The organism is Metabacillus crassostreae (assembly GCF_016908395.1).
GTDB lineage: Bacteria > Bacillota > Bacilli > Bacillales > Bacillaceae > Metabacillus > Metabacillus crassostreae.
Map to the genome: position 1 here is coordinate 755,744 of NZ_JAFBDU010000001.1, position 23,121 is coordinate 778,864.

26 protein-coding genes and 1 other RNA gene are annotated in these 23,121 nt (G+C 33.0%); 24 read left to right on the forward strand and 3 right to left on the reverse strand.

The genetic code is table 11. The features are described 5' to 3' along the window. Positions 1–46: 46 nt before the first annotated feature. From JOC75_RS04125 to JOC75_RS04205, 17 genes are all read left to right on the forward strand, one after another. Complete coding sequence (locus tag JOC75_RS04125; RefSeq protein WP_204952827.1) at positions 47–313, forward strand: hypothetical protein; 267 nt, start codon at positions 47–49, stop codon at positions 311–313. 272 nt (positions 314–585) lie between these two features. Beyond that, positions 586–936, forward strand: a complete 351-nt coding sequence (locus JOC75_RS04130; RefSeq protein ID WP_204952828.1) for a hypothetical protein — start codon at positions 586–588, stop codon at positions 934–936. Between the two features lie 43 nt (positions 937–979). Then, positions 980–1,813 (forward strand): SPL family radical SAM protein, encoded by an 834-nt coding sequence (locus tag JOC75_RS04135; protein ID WP_204952829.1) that lies wholly within the window; start codon positions 980–982, stop codon positions 1,811–1,813. A 35-nt stretch (positions 1,814–1,848) separates the two neighbouring features. After that, positions 1,849–2,733, forward strand: coding sequence for a hypothetical protein (locus JOC75_RS04140; RefSeq protein ID WP_204952830.1), 885 nt, complete (start codon positions 1,849–1,851; stop codon positions 2,731–2,733). Positions 2,734–3,032: 299 nt separating this feature from the next. Then, positions 3,033–3,875: a pentapeptide repeat-containing protein gene (locus JOC75_RS04145; RefSeq protein WP_239589274.1), complete on the forward strand. Its 843-nt coding sequence runs from the start codon at positions 3,033–3,035 to the stop codon at positions 3,873–3,875. A 168-nt stretch (positions 3,876–4,043) separates the two neighbouring features. Then, the gene (locus JOC75_RS04150; RefSeq protein WP_204952832.1) at positions 4,044–4,367 is read left to right on the forward strand and encodes a hypothetical protein; all 324 of its coding nucleotides are present in this window, start codon (positions 4,044–4,046) and stop codon (positions 4,365–4,367) included. Positions 4,368–4,435: 68 nt separating this feature from the next. Then, complete coding sequence (locus JOC75_RS04155; RefSeq protein ID WP_204952833.1) at positions 4,436–4,591, forward strand: hypothetical protein; 156 nt, start codon at positions 4,436–4,438, stop codon at positions 4,589–4,591. A 173-nt stretch (positions 4,592–4,764) separates the two neighbouring features. Beyond that, complete coding sequence (locus JOC75_RS04160; RefSeq protein ID WP_204952834.1) at positions 4,765–5,352, forward strand: hypothetical protein; 588 nt, start codon at positions 4,765–4,767, stop codon at positions 5,350–5,352. A gap of 29 nt (positions 5,353–5,381) precedes the next feature. After that, the gene (locus tag JOC75_RS04165) at positions 5,382–5,558 is read left to right on the forward strand and encodes a hypothetical protein (protein WP_168714502.1); all 177 of its coding nucleotides are present in this window, start codon (positions 5,382–5,384) and stop codon (positions 5,556–5,558) included. Positions 5,559–6,031: 473 nt separating this feature from the next. Then, the gene (gene nikA, locus JOC75_RS04170) at positions 6,032–7,585 is read left to right on the forward strand and encodes a nickel ABC transporter substrate-binding protein (protein ID WP_204952835.1); all 1,554 of its coding nucleotides are present in this window, start codon (positions 6,032–6,034) and stop codon (positions 7,583–7,585) included. Between the two features lie 108 nt (positions 7,586–7,693). Continuing rightward, a complete protein-coding gene (gene nikB, locus JOC75_RS04175) occupies positions 7,694–8,644 on the forward strand; it encodes a nickel ABC transporter permease (RefSeq protein WP_204952836.1) in 951 nt (316 codons plus the stop codon). Beyond that, entirely contained in the window at positions 8,644–9,495 is an 852-nt protein-coding gene (gene nikC / locus JOC75_RS04180) for a nickel transporter permease (RefSeq protein ID WP_204952837.1), read from the forward strand. The genes nikB and nikC overlap by 1 nt, the downstream gene beginning before the upstream one ends. After that, positions 9,492–10,328 (forward strand): ATP-binding cassette domain-containing protein, encoded by an 837-nt coding sequence (locus JOC75_RS04185; protein WP_204952838.1) that lies wholly within the window; start codon positions 9,492–9,494, stop codon positions 10,326–10,328. Before nikC ends, JOC75_RS04185 begins: the two co-directional genes overlap by 4 nt. Beyond that, on the forward strand, positions 10,325–11,095 hold the full coding sequence (locus JOC75_RS04190) for an ABC transporter ATP-binding protein (protein ID WP_204952839.1): 771 nt from the start codon (positions 10,325–10,327) through the stop codon (positions 11,093–11,095). Before JOC75_RS04185 ends, JOC75_RS04190 begins: the two co-directional genes overlap by 4 nt. Before the next feature lie 24 nt (positions 11,096–11,119). After that, a complete protein-coding gene (locus JOC75_RS04195; protein ID WP_204952840.1) occupies positions 11,120–11,614 on the forward strand; it encodes a GNAT family N-acetyltransferase in 495 nt (164 codons plus the stop codon). 151 nt (positions 11,615–11,765) lie between these two features. Beyond that, positions 11,766–13,109: an MATE family efflux transporter gene (locus tag JOC75_RS04200; protein ID WP_204952841.1), complete on the forward strand. Its 1,344-nt coding sequence runs from the start codon at positions 11,766–11,768 to the stop codon at positions 13,107–13,109. Positions 13,110–13,534: 425 nt separating this feature from the next. Further along, the gene (locus JOC75_RS04205) at positions 13,535–14,413 is read left to right on the forward strand and encodes an SMP-30/gluconolactonase/LRE family protein (RefSeq protein ID WP_204952842.1); all 879 of its coding nucleotides are present in this window, start codon (positions 13,535–13,537) and stop codon (positions 14,411–14,413) included. A gap of 163 nt (positions 14,414–14,576) precedes the next feature. Here the strand turns inward: JOC75_RS04205 and JOC75_RS04210 are convergent, their stop codons facing one another. Next, positions 14,577–15,305 (reverse strand): MurR/RpiR family transcriptional regulator, encoded by a 729-nt coding sequence (locus tag JOC75_RS04210; RefSeq protein ID WP_204952843.1) that lies wholly within the window; start codon positions 15,303–15,305, stop codon positions 14,577–14,579. Positions 15,306–15,649: 344 nt separating this feature from the next. Between JOC75_RS04210 and JOC75_RS04215 the strand changes: the two genes are divergently transcribed. Further along, complete coding sequence (locus JOC75_RS04215) at positions 15,650–17,086, forward strand: glycoside hydrolase family 1 protein (RefSeq protein WP_204952844.1); 1,437 nt, start codon at positions 15,650–15,652, stop codon at positions 17,084–17,086. Positions 17,087–17,157: 71 nt separating this feature from the next. On the opposite strand, the gene JOC75_RS04220 is transcribed toward JOC75_RS04215, so the two are convergent. Both JOC75_RS04220 and JOC75_RS04225 read right to left on the reverse strand, forming a co-directional pair. Continuing rightward, positions 17,158–17,598 (reverse strand): cell wall hydrolase, encoded by a 441-nt coding sequence (locus tag JOC75_RS04220; RefSeq protein ID WP_204952845.1) that lies wholly within the window; start codon positions 17,596–17,598, stop codon positions 17,158–17,160. Positions 17,599–17,708: 110 nt separating this feature from the next. Next, the gene (locus JOC75_RS04225) at positions 17,709–18,164 is read right to left on the reverse strand and encodes a hypothetical protein (protein WP_204952846.1); all 456 of its coding nucleotides are present in this window, start codon (positions 18,162–18,164) and stop codon (positions 17,709–17,711) included. Positions 18,165–18,437: 273 nt separating this feature from the next. Between JOC75_RS04225 and JOC75_RS04230 the strand changes: the two genes are divergently transcribed. The 6 genes from JOC75_RS04230 (at position 18,438) to JOC75_RS04255 (ending at position 22,953) form a co-directional block, all read left to right on the forward strand. Next, a complete protein-coding gene (locus JOC75_RS04230; RefSeq protein WP_060671790.1) occupies positions 18,438–18,638 on the forward strand; it encodes a cold-shock protein in 201 nt (66 codons plus the stop codon). 478 nt (positions 18,639–19,116) lie between these two features. Then, entirely contained in the window at positions 19,117–20,070 is a 954-nt protein-coding gene (locus tag JOC75_RS04235) for a TRM11 family SAM-dependent methyltransferase (protein ID WP_239589275.1), read from the forward strand. Between the two features lie 266 nt (positions 20,071–20,336). Next, a complete protein-coding gene (locus JOC75_RS04240; protein WP_146950852.1) occupies positions 20,337–20,483 on the forward strand; it encodes a lmo0937 family membrane protein in 147 nt (48 codons plus the stop codon). A gap of 82 nt (positions 20,484–20,565) precedes the next feature. Then, positions 20,566–22,071: a cardiolipin synthase gene (cls, locus tag JOC75_RS04245; protein WP_204952847.1), complete on the forward strand. Its 1,506-nt coding sequence runs from the start codon at positions 20,566–20,568 to the stop codon at positions 22,069–22,071. 168 nt (positions 22,072–22,239) lie between these two features. Then, positions 22,240–22,505, forward strand: an RNA gene (ffs, locus tag JOC75_RS04250) — signal recognition particle sRNA large type. A gap of 169 nt (positions 22,506–22,674) precedes the next feature. Beyond that, positions 22,675–22,953, forward strand: coding sequence for a DnaA N-terminal domain-containing protein (locus JOC75_RS04255; protein ID WP_204952848.1), 279 nt, complete (start codon positions 22,675–22,677; stop codon positions 22,951–22,953). Positions 22,954–23,121: the final 168 nt, after the last annotated feature.

The following is a 23,121-nucleotide window of genomic DNA, read 5'->3' on the forward strand; positions in this document are numbered from 1 at the left end:
AAGAAAAAGAAACGACCAGGACAATCGAATTTTCCAAAGAAAACTGATGATCATGATTCATCCACAGAGCCTTCAAGCGGTAAATTTCATTGATAATAAACCAATGCTGGAGATGTTTGATTCATTTCAAGCTCCTGATAAAATAACCTTTACAAAAGAAGAAGCGTATGAAAAAATGAAGCAATTGTTTGAATTAAAGCCTTACTATGTATATGATTTTGAGCAAAAGCAATATGTTTTATGTGGCAAATTTGATTGTCAATATGGGGTAAATGCTTCAAACGGTGTAGTCACTTTATTAAGTGACTTATAGTTTTTAATTCATAAATATAAATTAATTATGATTTTGGGATTATTTCACCTTTAAAACAAATTGATTCACAATAGATTATACTTAGCTGTAAAGTAGACAGTTCACTTATCTATAAATATTAGTGAACTAATCTTTAAATTGGGGTGTTTTATATAGATCTTTTAGAATTATACTTCAAAAAATATACACGTGTTGTGAGAGCATCAGATTATGTAGATTGGGCTTACAACAATATAGATAGTGATATAATTGAAGTGAAAAAGTTAGCGAGTATGAGTATAAAGAAACCATTAAATATATTTGAAATCGAAGAGATGTTTGCGGGTGTTATGAAAGCATTGCAAAAAAATGAACCTAGTAAAGAAGAATGCTTTGATTATCATATTAATCAGCTTCAATCACAATTGTTATTGCCAGATAGTAATGTCATATCAATTGTGAAAGAGATCTACACGTTTACAATTCAACATGAGTTATTTGAGGAACAGATGAATTGGCAGGAAATTAGTGATGTGATTGATGAGTATCAATATGGTGATAATTATAATGATTATACCAAGTGCAACATCAATGAAATGATTGTTGATCATGCGCGTAGAATTTGGACACAAAAAAAGAAGTAGTTATTAATTACTAGCAAGTGTAATAGAAAACGAGGTAATCTACATGAAAATACAGCTTAAAGATATTGTCTCAAAAAGTATTTTAACTCCTGCAAAAGGTGCAATAGATGATTTTACCCATTCTTTAAATCCTTATGTTGGTTGTGTTTTCGGGTGTAAATACTGTTATGTAAGACAGCTTCCTGTATCCTTATTTCGTGAACAAGAATGGGGAACATGGATTGATATCAAGGGTAATGCGGCAGAGCTTTTGAAAAAGGATATGCTTAAAGCTAAGAGAAAAGGACCTGTAATGATTTTTATGTCCTCTTCTACAGATCCGTATCAACCAATTGAAGTAAAAACTAAGTTAACAAGAAGTTTATTAGAAGTCATGCTAGAGGCACAGCCTGATTTCATTCATGTTCAAACAAGGTCTCCATTAGTAAAGCGAGACATTGATTTATTCAAGAAGTTCGGGGATAAAATAAGAATTTCTATGACAATCGAAACAGATAAAGAAGAGGTGAGAAAGGCTTTTTCACCAACTGCGCCACCTATTCCTGCAAGAATAGCTGCTTTAAAAGAAATTACAGATGCAGGTATTATGACACAAGCAACAATTGCACCATTGCTTCCTTGTTCAAGAGATTTTCCTCAAAAATTAAAACACATTGCTAAGCGAGTAACGATAGATGATTTTTGGATGGGTGATGGAAGTGGAGGGAAAAGAACTGACAAACTCGGAGTTTATAAAATTTACGAACAAATGGGATTAGAGAAGTGGTACAATCCATCCGCTTATAAAGTAGTGCTTAAGATGTTGCAGGAAGAACTACAGAATTCTGAAGTTGAACTAATGATTTCAAAAAAAGGATTTAGCCCAAATGGAAATTAGATTTTACCTGATTATTAAAAATAAGGAGGGATTTCTTGAAAAATAAAAAAGACAAGATTTTATTTACTATTATCGGAATTCTTCTTATTTATAACATACTAAGCTACAACAAAATAAGTCAACTAGAAGAACGGCTGCAAATAGTTGATTCTATGCAAAATGAACTATCGAATGTAAATTATTCAGTTCAAGATATTTCTTCTCAAATAGATTTGAAACTTACAGAATTCGTACAAAATCAGCTGTGGATTCAAAAGAAAGATTATCATATAAAATCTGTAGATATTGAAGGAAATCTAATTGATGTTGTAATTGATTGGAATTTAAGAGAATTAGCTGAAGGTGAAAAAGTTACGTTACTGTACGGTGAAAAAACGGAGAAAAATTGGACTGAGCTACAACCTACTCAAGCTAATGGGCTAAATTATAAGATTGAAACCTCTTTTCACCTTGATAGTAATTATGAAACACAGGTAGTGGCCACTTCAAGTTCAGGGCAAAGATCTGAAAGTTTATTAGAACTGCCTTTTAAAGAACATTTGAATCAACGAATAACAACAGACGCATTTGTTCACCAAGCTGGTGAAGGCCAGATGGATATTAATATCTACATTCAAAATACCTTTAAGAATGAATTTTTCGAATTTAAAAAAAATGATAAGTTGAAAATAAAAAGTGCTAAAGCTCAGTTATTTTTTGATGGTAAAAGTATAAAGCAATGGGATTTATTAAAAGAACAAGAAAATCTTCATTATATATCAGATTCTTATAATGAAAGTATAAATTATGATACTTTCATTGATCTTAAAGAGAAGGTCGGCAAAGAAATAGGCGATGTTAAGCTTCTTGTTACAGTGAAGGATGGATATGGAATCACATATGAAACAGAAGGTATTTCTGAAGGCTCTGTTAATTGGTAGATCTATTATTATATAGTAGCAATTCTTCAGATATGATAACTACACTAAACATATTTACCATGGTACTATTTTAAAACCCTAACCTTAGATTACGAAATAAAGGTTAGGGTTTTTTCTATTGAAATGAACCAAGCATTTTTTTAATAAATATTTTAGATCAGCGTAGAAAAGTACTGATAAATAATAGCTTTATCAAAGATACTTTAAATCAAAATTCCATATACGGAATGTGGATATATATGGTAATATATGAAATATTCATATTAAATCAGCACCTATTAAAAAAGGAAGTGTTAATATTGTCTAACCAAACACAAACAATAGATGATATTCAAAATAATTTAAGAGCAAACTGTGAAAAATGCTTTAGTTTATGCTGTGTGGCATTACCATATGCGAAATCAACAGATTTTGCTATAAATAAAGATGCTGGCATACCATGTAGTCATTTACAATCGAATTTTCGTTGTAGCATACATACTAAACTTAGAAAAAATGGCTACAAAGGCTGTACGGTATATGAGTGCTTTGGTGCTGGTCAGAAGGTTTCTCAAATAACCTTTAAAGGAAAAGATTGGCGAAGTTATCCAGATACTACTAATGAAATGTTTGCTGTTTTTCCAATTATGCAGCAATTACATGAAATGCTTCTTTATTTACATGAAGCTCTTCATAGGGAAGAGACCAAATCAATTTATCATGAACTAAAAATGGCTTTTGATAAAACAGAAGCTTTAACACATTTAGATAGTGAATTAATTCTAGCACTAGATCTACCAATACACCGAAACATGGTTAATAACTTATTACTTCAAACAAGTGAACTAGTCCGTTCAAGATTTACATACGATAATAAACAGAAATTGATCAATAGAAGCAGTGACCTTATTGGAGCAAAGCTAAAAGGAGCGAACCTTAAAGGAAGTAATTTAAGAGGAGCTTTGCTAATTGCGGCAGATCTTAGAGAAGCTGATATGGTAATGACAGATCTCATCGGTGCGGATTTAAGAGATGCTAATTTAAAAGGCGCAAACCTTCGTGGAAGTATTTTTCTAACACAAGCCCAAATCAATTCTGCAAATGGTGATTCAACGACAAAATTACCAGCAGGCTTAACTACTCCACAACACTGGTTAAAGTAAGATTACCTATGGAATTTAAACTAGAAATCCATAGTAAACAAAGGAGGGAGATCTTGAAATCTACTAATATAAGAATACTTTTGTACGCTACAATAATCTTGGTGATTTTTCTAGGAGGATATTATACAGGGAAAATCACATCCTCTGAAACAACAAGGGAAATCACGATTGGTTATGAAAATCAAGAACATCCAAATAGACTTTACAAAAATTATTAAAGATAATGAAGACCAGTCAGCTATAGATAATTTCACAGTGATTTATAGTAACAAAAGTAAAATAATAATAGAAGAGGATATGGGTAAACCAGACGTTTATCTTTCAATAAGAAGTCCAAAGCAATTTACAAATTTAATTGATTCAAAGATATGGTTTACAAAAGAAGGAGCAACAATCGGAATTCGCTCTGGCGAAACTTGGAAGGAAATTGACTATTTTAGTATAAACAAAGATGATGCAGATTATATTCGTGAAAAGATTGATTATGATTGAGTGATATATATCACAAGTAAGCTGAAACATACTACTTTTTAATTTAGGAAGAAGGGAGATACAAATAAATGGAAGTGATTTTATTAGCTCTCGCTTTCTTCTTTGGTTTTATTTATTTAATTTCAAGAATTGCCCATTATTTTTATAACTTGAAGAAGAAGCTAGATGACATAGATGAAAAGTTGAGTGATATTAGGGATCATTTAGGTAAGAAGGATATGTGACACAATTTAGCTGTCGTAGAATGTGTATTTTTTCGTCACGAAAAGGGTCGAATGATCGCTTTCCCATTAGAGTTGTAGGATTAATGAAAAAGTTGACGGATTATCAGCAAGAGTAAAAATTGACTTCAGGTATGTTTTTTATTACTAATAAAAGAAGGACCGGAGGAATACATGTGAAATATAGTACACCTTTAGCTATAGTAAGTAGCTCTTCCTTAATTTTGCTCCTGTTTTTTCAATGGACCTTGGTTGATCTTTTAACTCCATTTATACTGCCGTTTCTTTGGTTATTAGTAATCGGTTTCTTTTTTGTTGTTATTGCGTTCTCATTAATTAGTTTATTTAAAAAAAGAAAATGGTCACCACTATTAATTCAAATTACAACAGTTACCATCGTAATTTTCATACCATTTAATACTATTGTATTACAGCTTAACTTTTCAAATCATTTTAAAGAAAGAACAGAAGTGATATCAAAAATTCAAAATGGTACGTTACAACCTAATGTGACCTATAACACGTCGGTTATTCATCTGCCAAGGGAGTATGACCAATTATCTAAAGGGGGAGGCGATATCATCATTGAAGAAACTAATGGTGAGACTTTAGTGTTTTTCTACACTTTAAGAGGGATATTGGGTAATTTTTCCGGCTTTATATATTCCCCACATAACCGTAAACCACATGAAAATTCATTTGGAGGAGATTTTAAAGAAATAGTAAAAATGGCGGAGAATTGGTATTTTGTTTCTTCTTCTTAAAATCTACTATGAAAAATGAGGTGAAAGCATTGGATTTATGGTTTTATATTACTGTTATTGTTGGCATGTCCTTACTTTATTATGGTTATGAAAATAAGAAAAAATATAATTTGAAAGAAAAAGAACTAGAATTAGAACATAAAAAAATTGACTTAGAGATAAAGAAGTTGGAAAAAGAGACGTTTAAGCACAATGAAAAGAATTGATTCATTTGCTTTTTACTAAATAGTTTTAAAACTCATGAATCTATCAGTTCATGTGTATTTTTTATTGCTTTTTCAGAACTTCAGCTTACATAATTTGCTACTTTATACCTAATAATCGAAAAGGTTACGATTTGGTATTGACGAATGCTATATTTTTATATATAGTAATCTAGTGCAAATCATAACGATTACGTTTTAATTTCGATCACCTAAAAAGGAGTGCCTATTTATTATTATAAATTATAATAGATTTTAATAGAAAATCGGTTATACATACCTTGTTGAAGTTGTGAGATACATAGGAATTTTTTTTATGTGATGTAGTGCTTTATCTTTTGGTAAAAGGTTTGTGGAATACTGATTATCGGTGCTTCCATTATACTGACGATGCTTAAACGCAAATCAGAGAGTTCTGAAAAACAACAACCAGCTTTATCAAAATACTGAGAAATGTAGGAGTGAAAATATCTAAAATGAAAAAACATCTTTCTTTATACATACTTGTTGTAATGTTACTAGCGATTGCTGCTGGTTGTACAAATTCTGATAGTAATGTTAGTAAAAGTGGTACTGGTGAAAATGCTTCATCAGAGCTAAATGACAAATCTTTAACACTACTATTCAGCTTTTCTTCTAAAACAATTGATCCTCATCAGGATTGGATGGGTGTTCGTGCTGGAATAGCAGAGACACTAGTAAAAATTGATGAAAACTTAGAAATTCAACCATGGCTAGCGGAGTCTTGGGTGCAAAACGATGAGAAAACATGGACTTTTAAAATTAGAGATGGTGTAACCTTTCATGATGGAACAGCAGTTGATGCTCAAGCCGTGAAAGCTTCTTTTGAAAGATTACTAAAAGTGAATGAGACGATTGGATCAAGCTTAAAAATTGAATCCATTAATGCAGATGGACAGGATGTTACATTTGTTACTACAGAAGTATATCCTGCATTTTTATCTGAACTTGTTCATACAAATGCGTCAATCGTAAAAGTTGATGAAGAGAATATTGACAGTAAGCCGATTGCAACAGGGCCATTTTTAGTAACTGAATTCACACCTGAATCAGAATTTAAGCTTGAAAGATACAATGATTATTGGGACGGAGCTGCAAAGCTAGAAAATGTGACAGTTAAGTTTAATTCTGATGGAAATGTTCGTGCACTAGCACTCCAATCAGGAGAAGCAGATATTGCTTATCATCTTCCTCCAGAAACGCTAGATCCGATTGAAGCAAGTGATCAGCTTCGTGTTGAGTCTGTTCCAAGCTTACGAGTTCATTTTATGTTATATAATAATGCTAAGCCTGCTTTACAAGATGTAAATGTTCGAAAGGCTTTAGATTTATTAGTTAATCGTGAGGTTGCAGTAAATGAGATTATGAATGGCTATGCAACAGCTGCAAATGGACCTTTTAATCAAGAATTTGCTTTTGCAAGTAAGGAACAGCCTGTAGCTCATGATCAAGCAAAAGCGGAAGCCTTACTAAAAGAATCAGGTTATGAAAAAAATGCCGATGATTTATTAGAAAAAGATGGTAAAGTGCTGGAATTAACATTAGCAACTTACCAAGGTAGACCAGAATTACCTCTAATTGCACAATATTACCAAGCAGAAGCAGCAAAGGTTGGTATAAAGATTAATATTGTAACAATAGAAAATATTGATAGTTATTTATGGGAGCAACAAAATGAGTGGGATTTAGCGACATATTCTAATCTTTCTGCACCAAGAGGAGATGGTGGATATTTCTTCAACGTAGCTTATTTACCTGATGGTGCTCTTAACCCAGGACAAATTAACATCGCAGAATTAAATGACCTAACAAAACAACTAAATGGTACAGCAGATCTTAATGAACGAATTGAATTACAAAAGAAAGCTGTTGCTATTGCCCAAGAACAGGTTCCACAATCGTTTATTCTTCATCCTCATGTTATTGTCGGAGTGAATGATCGAGTAAAGAATTGGAAACCAGGCTCTGAAGAATATTATCTTATTACAAATAAGATGGATGTAGAATAGTTACCAAGTGAAAGAGGGAGTATCAGTAGATACAATCTCTTTCACTTTTGTGATTTTATGAATGATGAGTAACTTGGATTTTAATATAAAGTTTGGCAGGTGGAAATAATGCGGAGAGTTTTATCGATTATCGGTTCAAGGCTGATTCAGTTGATTATCATGGTGTTGGTCCTTTCTTTTGTGACATTTTTGTTGATGAAAATCACCCCAGGAGATCCAATTAGAGCGATTCTAAAAGTTGATGATGTTGCTTCAACAACAGTTGATGAAGAGAAATTAAGGAAAGAATATGGTTTTGATGAACCAATTTTAAGTCAATATAGTAATTGGCTTTTAAATGTTGCTCAACTGGACCTTGGAGAATCCGTTATTTCCAAAAAACCTGTTTTCGAGATGATTAGTGATCGTCTACCAGCAACAGTGTCCTTAGCTATAGGTGGATTGATTGTGTTGTTTATCATTGCGATTCCACTTGGAGTCATAGGTGCTGTTTATGAAGATCGTTGGCCAGATTATGTAAGTAGATTTATTGCAATGATTGGAGCTTCGATACCAAGTTTTTGGCTTGGTTTACTATTAATCTATTTCTTTTCTTTACAATTAAATTTATTACCCGTTATGGGGAAGGGCTCTTTTGCACATTATATTTTACCTTCTGTTACCTTAGGAATAGCGATGGCTCCGATCTATATTCGATTATTAAGAGAACGCCTAATTTCCACCTTACAAAGCCCGTATATTGAAGCTGCAAAAGCAAGAGGATTACGAAAGGAAAGAGTGCTATTTTTTCATGCATTAAGAGGAAGTTTGATTCCTTTAGTCACAATGTTTGGATTAAGTATTGGAAGTTTACTTGGTGGGATTATGGTTATAGAAATTCTTTTTTCATGGCCTGGTATGGGAGACTTAATTGTCCAGGCAGTATTACAACGTGATTATCCTGTTATACAAGGTTATATTTTGATTATTGGTATTCTTGTTGTTATGACAAATTTACTTGTTGATTTGCTTTATTTATTAATTAATCCACAAATTAAACAAGGAAAGGAGGTAGTGTAATGGAGGTTGTTTTAACTAAAAGGACAAGCCGCTTATTTCGCAATCCAACGTTGATCATTGGACTGTTTCTATGTATGATAATTGCAATTATCATTTTTGCAGGAAGTCTGATTTCTACTCATGATCCCTTTGAGATTGATATGGGAAACAGATTACAAGCTTCTTCATCAACACATTGGTTTGGAACAGATCAATTAGGTAGAGATGTTTTTTCTAGGATTGTGTACGGAGCAAAGATAACAGTTGGGTTAGGTTTATTTGCTATTATCTTATCTGTTTTAATAGGTGTTCCTATCGGACTTGTTTCAGGTTATGTTGGTGGGAAAATTGATGCTATTTTTATGAGAATCATCGATGGAATCCTTTCTTTTCCAGACGTGATTTTAGCTATTGCAATTGCTGGAATATTGGGACCAAGTTTAACAAATATCATTATTGCCATCATATTGGTACGTTGGATTGTATATGCGCGAGTTGTTCGAGGCCTGGTTTTGGCTGAAAAAGAGAAAGAATATGTGTTAGTTTCAAAGGTTTCATACTCTAGCACGTTCAAAACAATCCGAATGCACTTATTACCACAAGTAATGCCTGATATTATTGTCATGGCAGCAATTGATGTTGGTAAAGTGATTTTACTTATCTCTGCTTTATCATATATTGGACTAGGTGCACAGCCTCCAATACCTGAATGGGGTGCAATGCTTAACGAAGGTAGAGCCTACTTCCAAGTAATTCCTTCTCTCATGATCTATCCTGGACTTGCCATTATGCTTACAGTATTAGGATGCAATCTATTAGGTGACGGATTAAAAAATCACTTTGATATTCGTAAAGGGAGGGAATATATGTGAGTGATCATTTACTATCAATTGAAGATCTCAATATCACGGTAAAAAATCATCGTCAAGTAACAACTTTACTAGAAAATGTAAGCTTACATGTGAATCGCGGAGAAATTGTTGGACTTATCGGTGAAAGTGGAAGTGGTAAAAGCTTAACTGCAAAAACGATCATGAATTTACTCCCATCAAATATGCAACTACAAGAAAGTAAGGTTATGTATAATGATAAAAACCTGCTAAAACTATCAGCTAAAGATCATCGTAAGCTACTAGGAAAAGAGATTGGTATGATTTTTCAAGATTACCGAGGTAGCTTTACTCCTTTTATTCGTATTGGGAAGCAAATGATTGAAACAATTTCTACTCATTACTCAATTAAGAATAAAGAAGCGAAGTTTATGGCATTGGAAGTTTTAGAGGAAATGGGGTTAGATTCAGAGCGTGCTTATCGTAGCTACCCATTTCAATTAAGTGGCGGGCAGGTACAAAGATGTGCAATAGCCATGACACTTGCTTTGAAGCCTTCTTTGCTTATTTGTGATGAAGTTACAACAGCACTTGATGTGATGAGTGGGGAAAAGGTATTAGATTATATTGACTTAGTGAGGCAAGAAACAGGCTGTGCAGTTCTTATGATTACCCATGACCTAGCTCAAGCCTATAAACGAACAGACAGAATGTATGTAATGCATCAAGGTGTAGTTGTTGAGGAAGGCTTACCAGAACAAATCCGCTGTCATCACAAGCATCCATATACAAAAAAACTATGTTCGTGTTTACTTTCTCTTCCAAATGAGACCGAGTTAACTGTACATGAAAGAGAAAGAGTTGTAACACTATGAGTTTATTAACGATTGATGAACTATCAAAAAGCTATGATAAACGTGTAAAAGCACTTAATCAGATTTCCTTTGATGTAACTGAAGGAGAATGTGTCGGAATTGTTGGCGAAAGTGGAAGTGGTAAAAGCACTTTAGCTAGAATGCTTTTAGGACTTGAAACATATAAAGAGGGCAAAATTTTATTTAATAACCAAAAAATCCCCCCAAAAAAAAGATCCCAAGTTCGTCAATATCGTAAAGATATCCAAATGATTTTTCAAGATGCTACAAGTACGCTAAATCCGAAATTACCAATTTGGAAGAGCTTGATCGAGCCACTTGATAATTTTAAGGAAATCACTCCTTCCTTTATCACAGAAGGTATTTCACGCAAACAAGTAGCCGAAGAGCTGTTAGAAATGGTTGGATTAGAAAAAGAAATGGCTGATCGCTATCCAGGAGAACTTAGTGGTGGACAAAAGCAAAGAGTTAGTATAGCTAGAGCGATAAGTATAGAGCCATCGTTACTTGTGTGTGATGAACCTACAGCAAGCCTAGATGTAACTGTACAAGTACAAATCCTACAATTACTAAAAGAGCTACAGAAAAAAACAAATATGACCATTCTCTTTATTTCTCATGATATAAGAGCTGTAACATATTTATGTGAAAAAATGATCGTCTTAAAAAACGGTTATATCGTTGATTCATTCAGGCTTGAAGAGTTGTATCAGGAGGAGCGTCATTCTTACACAAAAGCACTTATTAAAGCAGCAGCAATTGAGTAGGTGAAAAAGAGAGGGTTAAAATATATGGAAATTCGTAAAGTGAAAAAAGAAGAAATCCAGCAAGTTGGACAGTTTTTAGAAGAAACGATGGGAGCTGTCTTTCCGTTTCCACTAAGTGAAGCATCTAAAAGAGATATTACAGAAATGGAAGAGCTATATTTAACAAAAGAAAAAACAACTCTTTTAGCTGCTTTTAAAAATGGAAAAGTAGTCGGTACGATCGGTGTTCGACCATATGATGATCGAATCGCATCTATTAAGGGTCGATACGAGCTTGAAACAACATGTGAAATTATTAAATGTTATGTTGATCAAAATTTACGAAGAGCAGGAATTGGTTCAGAACTTTTTTCAAGTATTGAACAATATTGTCAAGAAGCAGGCTATAAAACGTTGTATTTACATACGCAAAAATTTCTGCCAGGAGGATACTCTTTTTGGCAGAAAAAAGAGTTTTCGATGGTATTAGATGAACAAGATGAATTTGAAACAGTTCATTTTGAAAAAGTTGTTTTTTAAGAAGAATAAGGTATTTAAGTCATCTTAGTTGCTCTTTATAACTCCAAGCAACTAGATATAATGGTACCTTTTCTTCTTAGAGAGGTCCTATTCGTGTTAAATTCAGAAATTTCAATAGTTAAATAGATTCGTTAGAAAAAGGGAGAAAAAAATGAAGGTAGAAGCCTCTTCTTTAAACATCAGTAAAAAGCCTTCCTTATACCAAAAGGAATACCTACACCTGGCAATACCACTTATCATTTCTGGTATTTCGACTCCTATTCTTGGTGCAGTTGATACAGCAGTGGTCGGAAGAATTCCAGAACCAGCTTCAATTGGAGGAGTTGCAATTGGAGCACTTATTTTTAATACAATGTATTGGTTGTTAGGCTTCCTTCGAGTGAGTACAAGTGGATTTACGTCACAAGCTCAAGGAGCAAATAATGAAAAAGAAACAATATTGTCATTATTAAGACCTATGATTATAGCAGTAATTGTTGGTTTACTTTTCGTAATCCTCCAATATCCAATTCTCAAAATTTCCCTACAGGTAATAGGTGCAAGTGAAGCAGTAACGAATTATGCAGCAACTTATTTTTCTATAAGAATTTGGGGAGCACCATTTATTCTCCTAAGCTATGTGATGATCGGCTGGCTCATGGGCCTTGGGAAGGTAAAGTTATCATTAGCAACTCAAATTGTAATGAATGTGTTAAATATTATACTGGATCTTGTGTTTGTGTTAGGATTCAATATGGGTGTTGCAGGTGTTGCTTATGCAACGCTAATTGCAGAAATTAGTGCTGTCTTGTTTGGAGCATATATCATTTTTAAGTTAAATAAAGTTACTTTATCACAGCTAAAGCTTTCAACGATCATAGAATCTGAGCCTATGCTTAAAATGTTAAATGTAAACAAAGACTTTTTTCTCCGTACTGTCTGCTTACTCACGATGACAGGCATTTTTACGTCAAAAGGAGCTAGTATGGGTGAAGTCACACTAGCAGCAAATGCTATTATTCTTCAAATCCATTATATAATGGCATATCTTTTCGGTGGCTTTGCAAATGCATCAAGCATTTTAGTAGGTAGATCTATTGGAGGAAAAAACCAAGAACTTTACAAAAAAGCCTATTTCCTTTCAGGACAATGGGGTTTTATCGCAGCATTCTTTTTATCTTTGCTAATCTTTTTCTTCGGAGACATTGTTGTGTCTTTATTCACCACAATTTCAGTAGTTAAAGAAACAGCAAGCGAGCTATTAATTTGGATGATTATCTTCCCATTTGTCGGCTACTGGGGCTTACAATTAGAAGGAATCTTCTCAGGTGCAACAGATGCAAAATCAGTTAGAAATTCTATTGTTTTGGCATTAGGCGTCTTTCTTCTTGCACTATGGCTACTATCTCCTTATGAAAATATCGGACTTTGGCTAGCCTTTGTATTATTTAGTGCATCACGATCATTCTTTTTATCGTTATATATTCCAAAGTTGACGAGAAGTCGATTTGGATGATAGTTGGAGCACCTTTTCCTTTGTGTTTGGAAGAGGTGTTTTTTTTGTTGTTTTTCTACATGACATGATGCAAGAGTGTGATAGGGTGCTTGAGGTATTTTGTCGTTTGCTGTCTAATCGCTGATAAATTCTGAAAATCGCTGATAAATCTTCATAATCGACGATAAATTCGAAAAATCACTGATAAATCTGCCGAATCGCTGATAAATGATTAAACTAGTAAAAATGTATTCTCCTAACCTTACCTTTTTTATGATTAACATCATAAAAATAACCAAAATTGTGGCTATAAGTGAAAAATACTCTTTTTTCTTCACAAAACATCTTTATTTTATACAATAATCGCAATTTCCCGTAAAAATATATACTATAATATGAATGTGATTACTTTTATATAAAAAATAAATTGAAAATAGGTGAGTTAATTGTCAATAGAGTTAGTGATTGATAGCAAATCTACTCTAGGTGAAGGTCCTAGCTGGGATGAAAAAGAAAAACTACTATATTGGGTAGATATTTTGCAGAAAAAGATAAACCAATTCAATCCCGTATCCAACGAAAACAAGGAAGTACTTCTAGATAAGTTAGTTGGTGCGATAGCCCCTAAACAAGATGGAGGAGTTGTTCTTGCGTTACAAGATGGTTTGTATAGCTATAACTTTCTCACCGAAATTTTGAAGGAAATACATAAACCTGAAGAACATCTTCAGAACAACCGTTTTAATGATGGTAAATGTGATCCTGCTGGCCGATTTTGGGCAGGAACGATGGACATTGATGCTAAAGAAGGCGCTGGATCTTTATACATGCTAGATAAGCAACATAATATCAGCAAAAAATTAGACAATCTATCCATTTCTAATGGAATAGCTTGGTCACCTGATTATAGGTTTATGTATTTTATTGATACACCAACTAAACAGGTTGTTAGATATGATTTCGACAATACATCAGGTACCATTTCGAATCCAAAAGCTGTCATTACATTTTCTGAAGAAAACGGTCATCCTGATGGTATGACAATTGATCAAGAAGGGATGTTATGGGTCGCACAATGGGGTGGATATGGAGTCTCAAGATGGGATCCTACTAAAAGTAAGCTCATAGATTTTATTAAAGTTCCTGCTGCAAATGTAACTTCTTGTGTTTTTGGTGGAGACAATTTAAGCGACCTTTATATTACAACAGCAAGGATTGGTACAAGTGAGGAGGATCTTGAAAAGTATCCAAATGCAGGTGGATTGTTTAAGCTGAAAACTAATATAAAAGGTGGTACGACATACCAATTTGCTAGTGTGAAATGACCTTTTGATATAGAAAATTATAATTTCTATAATAGTTCGTACATTCATTCTTAAAAACAATGTTTACTTCTATTTAAAAAAAACTAAAAATGTATGCCTTACATAACAATAACATTTATTCTTCAAACTTCACTAACGGCTCGTGATGAGAAACAAAACAGTTTTAATCTTGATTCAATTTATAAATTTCACGAGCCATTGTTTCTAAAATATACACTACAGGAACTTGTGTTGTAATATTTGCTTCTTCAAAAAATTCCTCTGATACATAGTAGGAAATGTTAATATCTGATATTTTAGCTATTGTCGATAGTTTAGAGTTTGTAATACTAACTATTTTGCTTCCTTCTTGCTTTAGTTGGTTTAGATGATTAATTGTAAAATTAGTTTCTCCAGAGACAGACAGTGCAATGGTTACACTGTTTACCATCATTTTGGAATGAATCGGAAAATGAGGATCTTTAATATACAATGAAAATTTACCTAAGCTAGAAAAATACCTCGCCCCATATTCAGCAAGAATGCCTGAGCTACCTATCCCAATAAAAATAACATTTTCTGCTTTTCCAATGAGATCTGCAGCTTGTTTCATATTTTCTTCAATATCACCTTTTAAAGTGCGCTCAAAAAACTCTAACATAGAATGCTGAGAGCTCTTTATCTTCGTTTTTTTATTCTCATTTAAATGAATTTTAAGCTTCACCTTAAATTCCGAAAAACCTTCACAATTTAGTTTTCTACAAAAACGTAGAATGGTTGCAGTTGATACATGTGTTTCATCTGCAAGTTCACGAATTCGCATGTAAGGCACTTTATCTCCATTTTGCACAATATAGTTGTATAAAGAGGCTTCTAAATGATTAAAAGAAGCAATTATGTCGTTAGAAAACATTTATGTTAAATTCTCCTTACTGTCCATTAAAATAGTAAATTAACCATTCTAATTTTATCATAATCAAGTACTGAAACACAGTGTTACACATTTGTAACAAATAACTAAAGTCGTTATTACACACTTAATCCTCTTTGCTTGTTTACTGTTATACATTATATCGCTATTATTCATTTGTGGTGCTTTACTTTTTAGCTACGTTCTTGAATTATTTGAGAAAGAGAATACTACTTTTCGATTAAATAGGCTATATCCAATTCTTTCTTTGATAAACAAAAAAAGGATTATATTTACAACTAGACAAATACTAATTAAATGATTATTGAATTATAGGAGGCTTACTGATGAAAAAACATACATTTCCAAAAGGTTTTTTGTGGGGAGGTGCTACTGCTGCTAATCAAATAGAAGGAGGGTTCTTCGAAGGTAATAAAGGCTTGAATATTGCGGATGTTTTACCAGGAGGAAAAGAGAGATTAGATATTTTGCAAACGCCTGGTTTCGATTTTGAAATTGATCGTGAAAAATATAGCTATCCGAATCATGAAGCCATTGACTTTTATCATCGCTATAAAGAAGATATTGCATTATTTGCAGAAATGGGTTTTAAAGTCTTTCGTATGTCAATTGCTTGGACAAGAATTTTCCCAACAGGAACTGAGCTTGAAGCTAATGAAGAAGGATTAGCTTTCTATGATCGTGTTTTTGATGAATTGCATAAATATGGTATAGAGCCCGTTGTTACAATTTCTCACTATGAAATGCCATTAACTCTTGTAAAGGAATATGGTGGGTGGAGAAGTCGTGAAGTTGTGACTTTTTTCGAAAGATATGTGAATGCTATTTTCAATAGATATCAAAATAAAGTGAAATATTGGATGACATTTAATGAAATTAATAGTGGGTTTATTATGCCGATTCAAGGACTTGGCTTCTCCATTCAAAAGGAAGAAGACAAATACCAAGCAACATTCCAAGCGTATCATCATCAATTTGTGGCAAGTGCGATGGCAGTGAAAGCATGTCATAAAATTATTCCTGACGCTCAAATAGGCTGTATGATTTTATATGCACCAGTGTATCCATATGATTCGAATCCGCAAAATGTAATGTTTGCTTTACAAGAAGAACGATTGTTTAATTATTTCTGTGCAGATGTTCAAGTGAGAGGAGAATATCCTGCTTTTATTCAACGTTATTTTGAGGAGCATAATATTGATTTAGATATGCATGAAAATGATCTCGATATAATAAAGGAAGGCACTGTTGACTATATAGGATTTAGCTATTATATGTCTAGAACAGAAAAAAGAGATAAAACGAAGTTAGAAGAATCACAAGGAAATTTAATTGGTGGAGTTAAAAATCCATTTTTACGTGCAAGCGATTGGGGTTGGGAAATTGATCCAGAAGGCCTGCGTATTAGTTTAAATCGATTGTATGACCGTTATCAAGTTCCATTATTCGTAGTAGAAAATGGCTTAGGTGCGTATGATAAAGTAGAAGAAGATGGCTCGATTAATGATGATTATCGAATTGATTTTCTAGGTAGTCATATTAAAGCAATTGGTGAGGCTATTAAAGATGGTGTTCAATTAATTGGGTATACAAGCTGGGGCTGTATTGACTTAGTTAGTGCTTCTTCAGGTGAATTCTCTAAGAGATATGGTTATATTTACGTTGATAAACATGACGATGGAAGTGGCACTTTAGAAAGAAAAAAGAAAAAGTCATTCTACTGGTATAAAGAAGTTATTGCAACTAATGGAGAAGCTTTATAATCAGAGAAGATGAGCGGATTCATTAAATCTTGCCTTACAAACAAAAACCCCACTTAACGTGGGATTTTTGTTTACCATAAATATGCACCTTCACATGTATTAGCTACTGGTTCATAATAACAATGCTGTTTATATTGCCCTGTTATTGGTTGACCGTACCATGTTGGTGGACATTCAGCATAAGGGTTAAAATACCAAAGAGCAAACTTAGATGGGTGATCACGCCAATAATCTAATGTTTGTTTAGCTAATTTTTTTTCTACACCTCTTGCTCTGTTATAAAAAACATTACCCTTTTGTACAGCTTCAAACGAGTAATTTCCACCTTGAACCTGATAAATAACTTGTCGAATTGATCTTAAGTCTTTAAAATCTAAACAGTTTGCTTTTCTGCGATTGACAATAACATTACCAACCATAAGCATCCCTAGTTTTCCTTCACCTTCAGCTTCAGCTCTCATCATCCTAGCCATTAAATCAACGTCACTGTCTGTATATTTAACTCTTGGCATTTTTCATCACCTCTATTTGAATTGTATTAAGATAAAAGCATAAAAATGTTAATTGAAGTAAAATTAACGATTGTTGACAATTAAAAGTATTCTAAGTGCTAATTTACATATTACTTTCTAGTTGTATCTTGAAACAAATTCTTAGAAACACTGTTTAATTTAGTTAAAAAACGATTAAAGCCAAAGCCTACAAAGAAAGCGAAACTGATTTGACCATATGGAGCATTTTCGAAATCAGTGAATTCTATGAGGAATAACCCACTTTGTATTAATGTGACACTAACAACTGCTGTACCTGTAGCAAAGATAGGATAAAAAATATACATAATCCATTCGCGGTAATCAAGAAGTTCTCCTTTCATATAATGAGAACAAAACATATATAAATGACGCAAAGAACCACCGATTGAACCTGCGAAAAAATAATACAAAAAAATTTCTAATTCAGAAATGAAGGGGAAAGTTGCTTCAAATGCTCCAACCCATAATGCACCGACTGCTAAAAAGCTACCAAAGAAGAGGATTGATAAGTATAGTAAAATCAAGGCTTTTAGACTTCGATTCAAACAATCACCCCAAAAGCAGTTATAGATAACCTATCTTATGAAAGCTACTGGGTAGGCGTGAAAGTACAAGAATCATAAAATAAATAGTGGGTTTTTAAATTTATTTTCAATAACCATTTGCAATTTCCAAATTTATCTGTTATTCTAAGGAAGAATTATTTTTGTTCGGTATGTGAGGAAAGAATAAGTTTTTAAGCTTTTCGCCTTTGATATCTAATTGAGCAACTATAGTAATATAACGTGGTTAATAGCCACAAATAGGAGGAAACAAACATGCAAGAAGGTACAGTAAAATGGTTTAACGCAGAAAAAGGTTTCGGTTTCATCGAAATCGAAGGTGGAGAAGATGTATTCGTACATTTCTCAGCTATCCAAGGCGAAGGATTTAAATCTTTAGACGAAGGTCAAAAAGTAACGTTTGACACTGAGCAAGGTCAACGTGGACTTCAAGCTACTAACGTTAACAAAGCATAATTATTAAAGGACTCTTTCATTAGAGTCCTTTTTTGCGTTTACATATATTGATAGATAGTTTACATAACATTTTTATCGTTATATCTAAGGAAGAAAAATGATAGTAAGCTTTCAAAATATAGATCATCAAGAGTGAAGTGCTAAACCAATTATGGCTGAAGTCGTATTAAACAGAAAAAAACTATACATAAAAATAGAGACTGATCAGTGAGTGCCTACATCTTTAAAAAGATGTGGGCATTCTCTTTTGATCAGTCTCGGAGACAACATGCTACAAGTGTTAAAATGGTTAAGTAAAGCATAACACACTATTTCTAAAACACCTAAACAATCTTTTGAAATTATCGAAGAATTAGGATATTTGTGATATGACATTATATTTTGTCGAATATTCTTGAATTAACAATTGCTTTTATAGACTATTATCGATATTGTTTGTAGATAGGAACAAATAGACATTAAAAGGAATGGTCTTAATTTGAACATTATTAGCCCAAAGCAGGAATTTATATATACATATGCGTTTACTGAGGATGAACGCTCTTTATGTTATATGGAGATGCGTGCATTTTTTGGAACTGAGACAAAACGCAATATTTTAAAAAGCTCTATAAAAATTGATCCTAGTAGAAGTCCCTTCATTAAAGAACGAATTGATGTATTGTATGAAGGTGATAGCATAACAGATCTTATCAAACAAGCTAGTCAAATTGAGTTGGAGAATTCAACCTTTAAGGTTATTTTAGTTAAAATTAATGATCTTGAAGATTCTGAGAAATTTGGTCATGACAGTAGACGAAAAATTGAGCGGGATATTGGAATGGAGATCGAAGCTGAAGCAGACTTTCATAACCCAGACTTTACATTTGGAGTTATTACGCTTGGTGGACGCTGGTATTTTGGATACTATCATAAAAGTGAAGCAATATGGCTGCATCATTTGAACAAGCCTCGAGAATACTCAACAGCACTTAGTACCCGTGTAGCAAGATCTGTAGCAAATATTGCTGTACCAAACCCCAATGGAATTAAAGCCATTGATCCTTGCTGCGGAATAGGCACAGTTTTAGTTGAAGCTCTATCAATGGGCATTAACATTATTGGACGTGATATAAATCCATCTGTTGTATATGGAGCGATTGAGAATATTGCCCATTTTGGTTTAGAAGGAAGTGTAACTAAAGGACCAATAGAAGAGGTAACAGATACCTACGATGTAGCGATCATAGATATGCCATACAATTTATTTACTCATAGTACGCCAGATGCTCAACTATCAATTCTAAAGAATGCCCGCCGAATTGCCAAAAAAGTTATTGTTATTACAATTGATCCTATCGATTTTATGATTAAAGAAGCTGACTTTATCATTTTAGATCGTTGTGTTGCGAAAAAAGGTTTGTTTGTAAGAGAAGTTTTAGTTTGTGAATGATCTTATTCTGTTGCTAGTAAAACTGTTGTTTATCAAACGGTATTCTTTCACCAAATAAAGTAACTGATTCTAACATTTATGGATAATAAACTACTACTATCCTACAAAATAAAGCTAGACTAAAGACCAATTTTTATGTGGTCTTTTTTTGTGTCTTTTTAATCATTTTTGTTTTTATATTATGATGATAAGTTTATTTTTAAAATATCAGGGGTAACTAGCTACTAACACATTAGACTTTCATGAATAATAGAGGAGGAATTAGCATGCTTTGGACAATCATATTAGTATTACTAGCACTTTGGTTAATAGGTGCGGTTGTTGGATTTTTAGGTAATATCATACATATTCTTTTGGCAGTCGCTTTAATTTTAGTTATTATCCGACTGGTACAAGGTAAAAAAATTCTTTAGTTATTTCATTTATAGTTTAGAGAAGAAGCACCTACTCATGGTGCTTTTCTTTAAATGATCTAAAAGAATCGAGGAGCTTAAGATGAAGAATACCCGACAAATTCTGTTATTAGTTTTGCTTTCAGTTACATTTACAATAGCAGTATTTTTAAATATAACAAACACTATTAAGTTTCTTTCTATCATAACTTATTTAGTAACTCTTTTTTCAATCATCTTTGTAATGATGCTAGAAAATCGATCACCACATAAATCACTCCTCTGGATTTATGCGTTAATTTTCTTTCCGATTATTGGTTATATTTTCTTTATCTTCTCTGGTCAATTAGAAGTCAAAGGCCATCTTTTTCGAAATAAACGAAAATATGATAGTGAATTGCTGAAAAACAAAAAAACATTTCAAGAATCATCAAATTTCAAGAAACTTAGTATCACTCAACAAAGCATTGCTAACTTAGTGGAGAAATATAGCGATAATCAAGTGAGTTTTTATAGCAATACATCAGTATTAAAAAATGGAGATGCTACATTTACTTCTATTAAACAGTCAATAAAAAATGCTAGAGAGTATATTCACTTAGAATACTATACATTCAAATCAGATAAAATCGGACAAGAAATTATCGATTTATTGTGTGAAAAAGCTAACGAAGATGTTGAAATCCGGTTGATTTACGATGCTGTTGGTAGTCTTTCGCTTTCAAATAAAGCAATAAAACAAATGAAGAATGCTGGTATAGAAGTACATTGTTTCTTACCTCTAAAGCATGGATTTTACAATCAGAAAGTAAACTTTAGAAATCATCGAAAAATAATCGTCATTGATGGGAAAGTAGGATTTGTTGGAGGATTAAATATCGGTGATGAATATTTAGGGAGAAATAAACGTTATGGATTTTGGAGGGATACCCATCTACAAGTAGAAGGTGAAGCGATTATAACACTTCAAGAAATATTCCTGTTAGATTGGGCTTACGTTTCAGGAGAGAGGCTTATAGATGAGAAGTATTTTAAAGTGAAGTTAATTAAAGATCAATTAGGTGGTACACAAATTATCTCAAGTGGACCTGATTCATCTCTTCAAGGAATAATGAGTGATATCTATTACGAATTATTGGCTTCAGCTAAAAAATCAATTTACATCGCAACACCTTATTTTGTACCAAATAAAGCAATTCGAACAGTATTATCAATGGCAGCCAAAAAAGGTATTGATATCAAAATAATCGTCCCTGAGAAAAATGATGGTTATTTAACGCAATATGCAACAAGATCTTATTTCTCAGAAATGCTAGAAAATGATATTGAGGTATACATGTATGCAAAAGGGTTTTTACATGAAAAAGTGATCATCATTGATGAAAAATTTGCTTCTGTTGGAACAGCTAACCTAGACTTAAGAAGCCTACATTTAAACTTTGAAGTAAACGCCCTACTATACGAAACCGAAAGTATAAAAGACCTGGTAAAACACTATCAAGAGGATATCCAGGAAAGTACGAAAGTAAATAAAACCACATATAAAAATCGAGGACTTACCGTCAGAACAAAAGAATCCTTTGCGAGGCTCTTTTCACCGGTATTGTAAATGGTGCCTGTCACCACCCGGATTTTGTCGAATTATATTAATATCCATTCCTGACATTATTTGCTTCTTCAAATCACTCAATTTCCATGATAAAGTATATTTATACGAGGAACACAATAGTGTTTTCGTTCCTATCACTAACATTAGTAGAAACAACAACTATACATACCGTGCTAGATGGGGAGATGGCGGTGCCCTGTAACCTGCAATCCGCCTTAGCGGGGTTGAATTCCTTTCTAGCGGTACGGTTTATGTAAGGTTAGACTTATGCAAGCGGTGATGACCATCGGGGTCTTCGCAACAGAAATCTATGAACTTGGTCAGGCCTGGAAGGGAGCAGCCATAAGTAGAATTCTCTGTGTGCCGAAGGTAGCCCTGATTTAGCTGGCTATATGAGTAGCACTTATGTGATCGTATCAAAGAAAGGTGCACGGTTTAATAACTTAATATGATACTAACTAAACCCTCTTCCGAATAGAGGGTTTTATTTTTGTTTAAAACTTCTTGGAAAAACATATATAGAAATACAATAACTAGTAGGTTACTATATGATAAAATGGTAAAATAATGTAGAGAATAGTTATTTTTAGAGGAGGAAATTTAGTGAACAATACACTTCATGACGATATATTCGAAGCTATTAAGTCAGAAATCAGTCCTAAAGCATTTAAAACTTGGTTTAGCGGGGCAAACATAGCCTTAAACGAAGAAAAATTAATAATAGTTACTGCAGAAAATGAATTTGCATCAGATTGGATAAAGCAACATTATTCATCTTTAATAAAAACTACTGCTAAAAAGATACTAAACAAAGAAGTTGAAGTGAAGATTATTTCTAAAAATGATGAAGAAGTTTCTAATACAATAAGTTCTTTGTTATAAGAAATAAGTAAAAAACGAAGTTTCTATTGGAAACTTTGTTTTTTCTCCTAATAGGAGTTCATATTGTTTGCTACCAATTCTCCTAATCTATCACACCCTCATACAAAAGCATTAAATAATCCCTCTTCAAAATATATTACTCAATCTATTTACCTATTTGCAACCTAG

Coding starts and splice junctions, on each gene's coding strand:
- JOC75_RS04200 (WP_204952841.1), top strand. CDS start 11,766: ATGAAGGTAGAAGCCTCTTCTTTAAACATCAGTAAAAAGCCTTCCTTA.
- JOC75_RS04195 (WP_204952840.1), top strand. CDS start 11,120: ATGGAAATTCGTAAAGTGAAAAAAGAAGAAATCCAGCAAGTTGGACAG.
- JOC75_RS04240 (WP_146950852.1), top strand. CDS start 20,337: ATGCTTTGGACAATCATATTAGTATTACTAGCACTTTGGTTAATAGGT.
- nikB (WP_204952836.1), top strand. CDS start 7,694: ATGCGGAGAGTTTTATCGATTATCGGTTCAAGGCTGATTCAGTTGATT.
- JOC75_RS04125 (WP_204952827.1), top strand. CDS start 47: ATGATCATGATTCATCCACAGAGCCTTCAAGCGGTAAATTTCATTGAT.
- JOC75_RS04215 (WP_204952844.1), top strand. CDS start 15,650: ATGAAAAAACATACATTTCCAAAAGGTTTTTTGTGGGGAGGTGCTACT.
- JOC75_RS04230 (WP_060671790.1), top strand. CDS start 18,438: ATGCAAGAAGGTACAGTAAAATGGTTTAACGCAGAAAAAGGTTTCGGT.
- JOC75_RS04155 (WP_204952833.1), top strand. CDS start 4,436: ATGGAAGTGATTTTATTAGCTCTCGCTTTCTTCTTTGGTTTTATTTAT.
- nikC (WP_204952837.1), top strand. CDS start 8,644: ATGGAGGTTGTTTTAACTAAAAGGACAAGCCGCTTATTTCGCAATCCA.
- JOC75_RS04130 (WP_204952828.1), top strand. CDS start 586: ATGAGTATAAAGAAACCATTAAATATATTTGAAATCGAAGAGATGTTT.
- JOC75_RS04210 (WP_204952843.1), bottom strand. CDS start 15,305: ATGTTTTCTAACGACATAATTGCTTCTTTTAATCATTTAGAAGCCTCT.
- cls (WP_204952847.1), top strand. CDS start 20,566: ATGAAGAATACCCGACAAATTCTGTTATTAGTTTTGCTTTCAGTTACA.
- JOC75_RS04190 (WP_204952839.1), top strand. CDS start 10,325: ATGAGTTTATTAACGATTGATGAACTATCAAAAAGCTATGATAAACGT.
- JOC75_RS04220 (WP_204952845.1), bottom strand. CDS start 17,598: ATGCCAAGAGTTAAATATACAGACAGTGACGTTGATTTAATGGCTAGG.
- nikA (WP_204952835.1), top strand. CDS start 6,032: ATGAAAAAACATCTTTCTTTATACATACTTGTTGTAATGTTACTAGCG.
- JOC75_RS04135 (WP_204952829.1), top strand. CDS start 980: ATGAAAATACAGCTTAAAGATATTGTCTCAAAAAGTATTTTAACTCCT.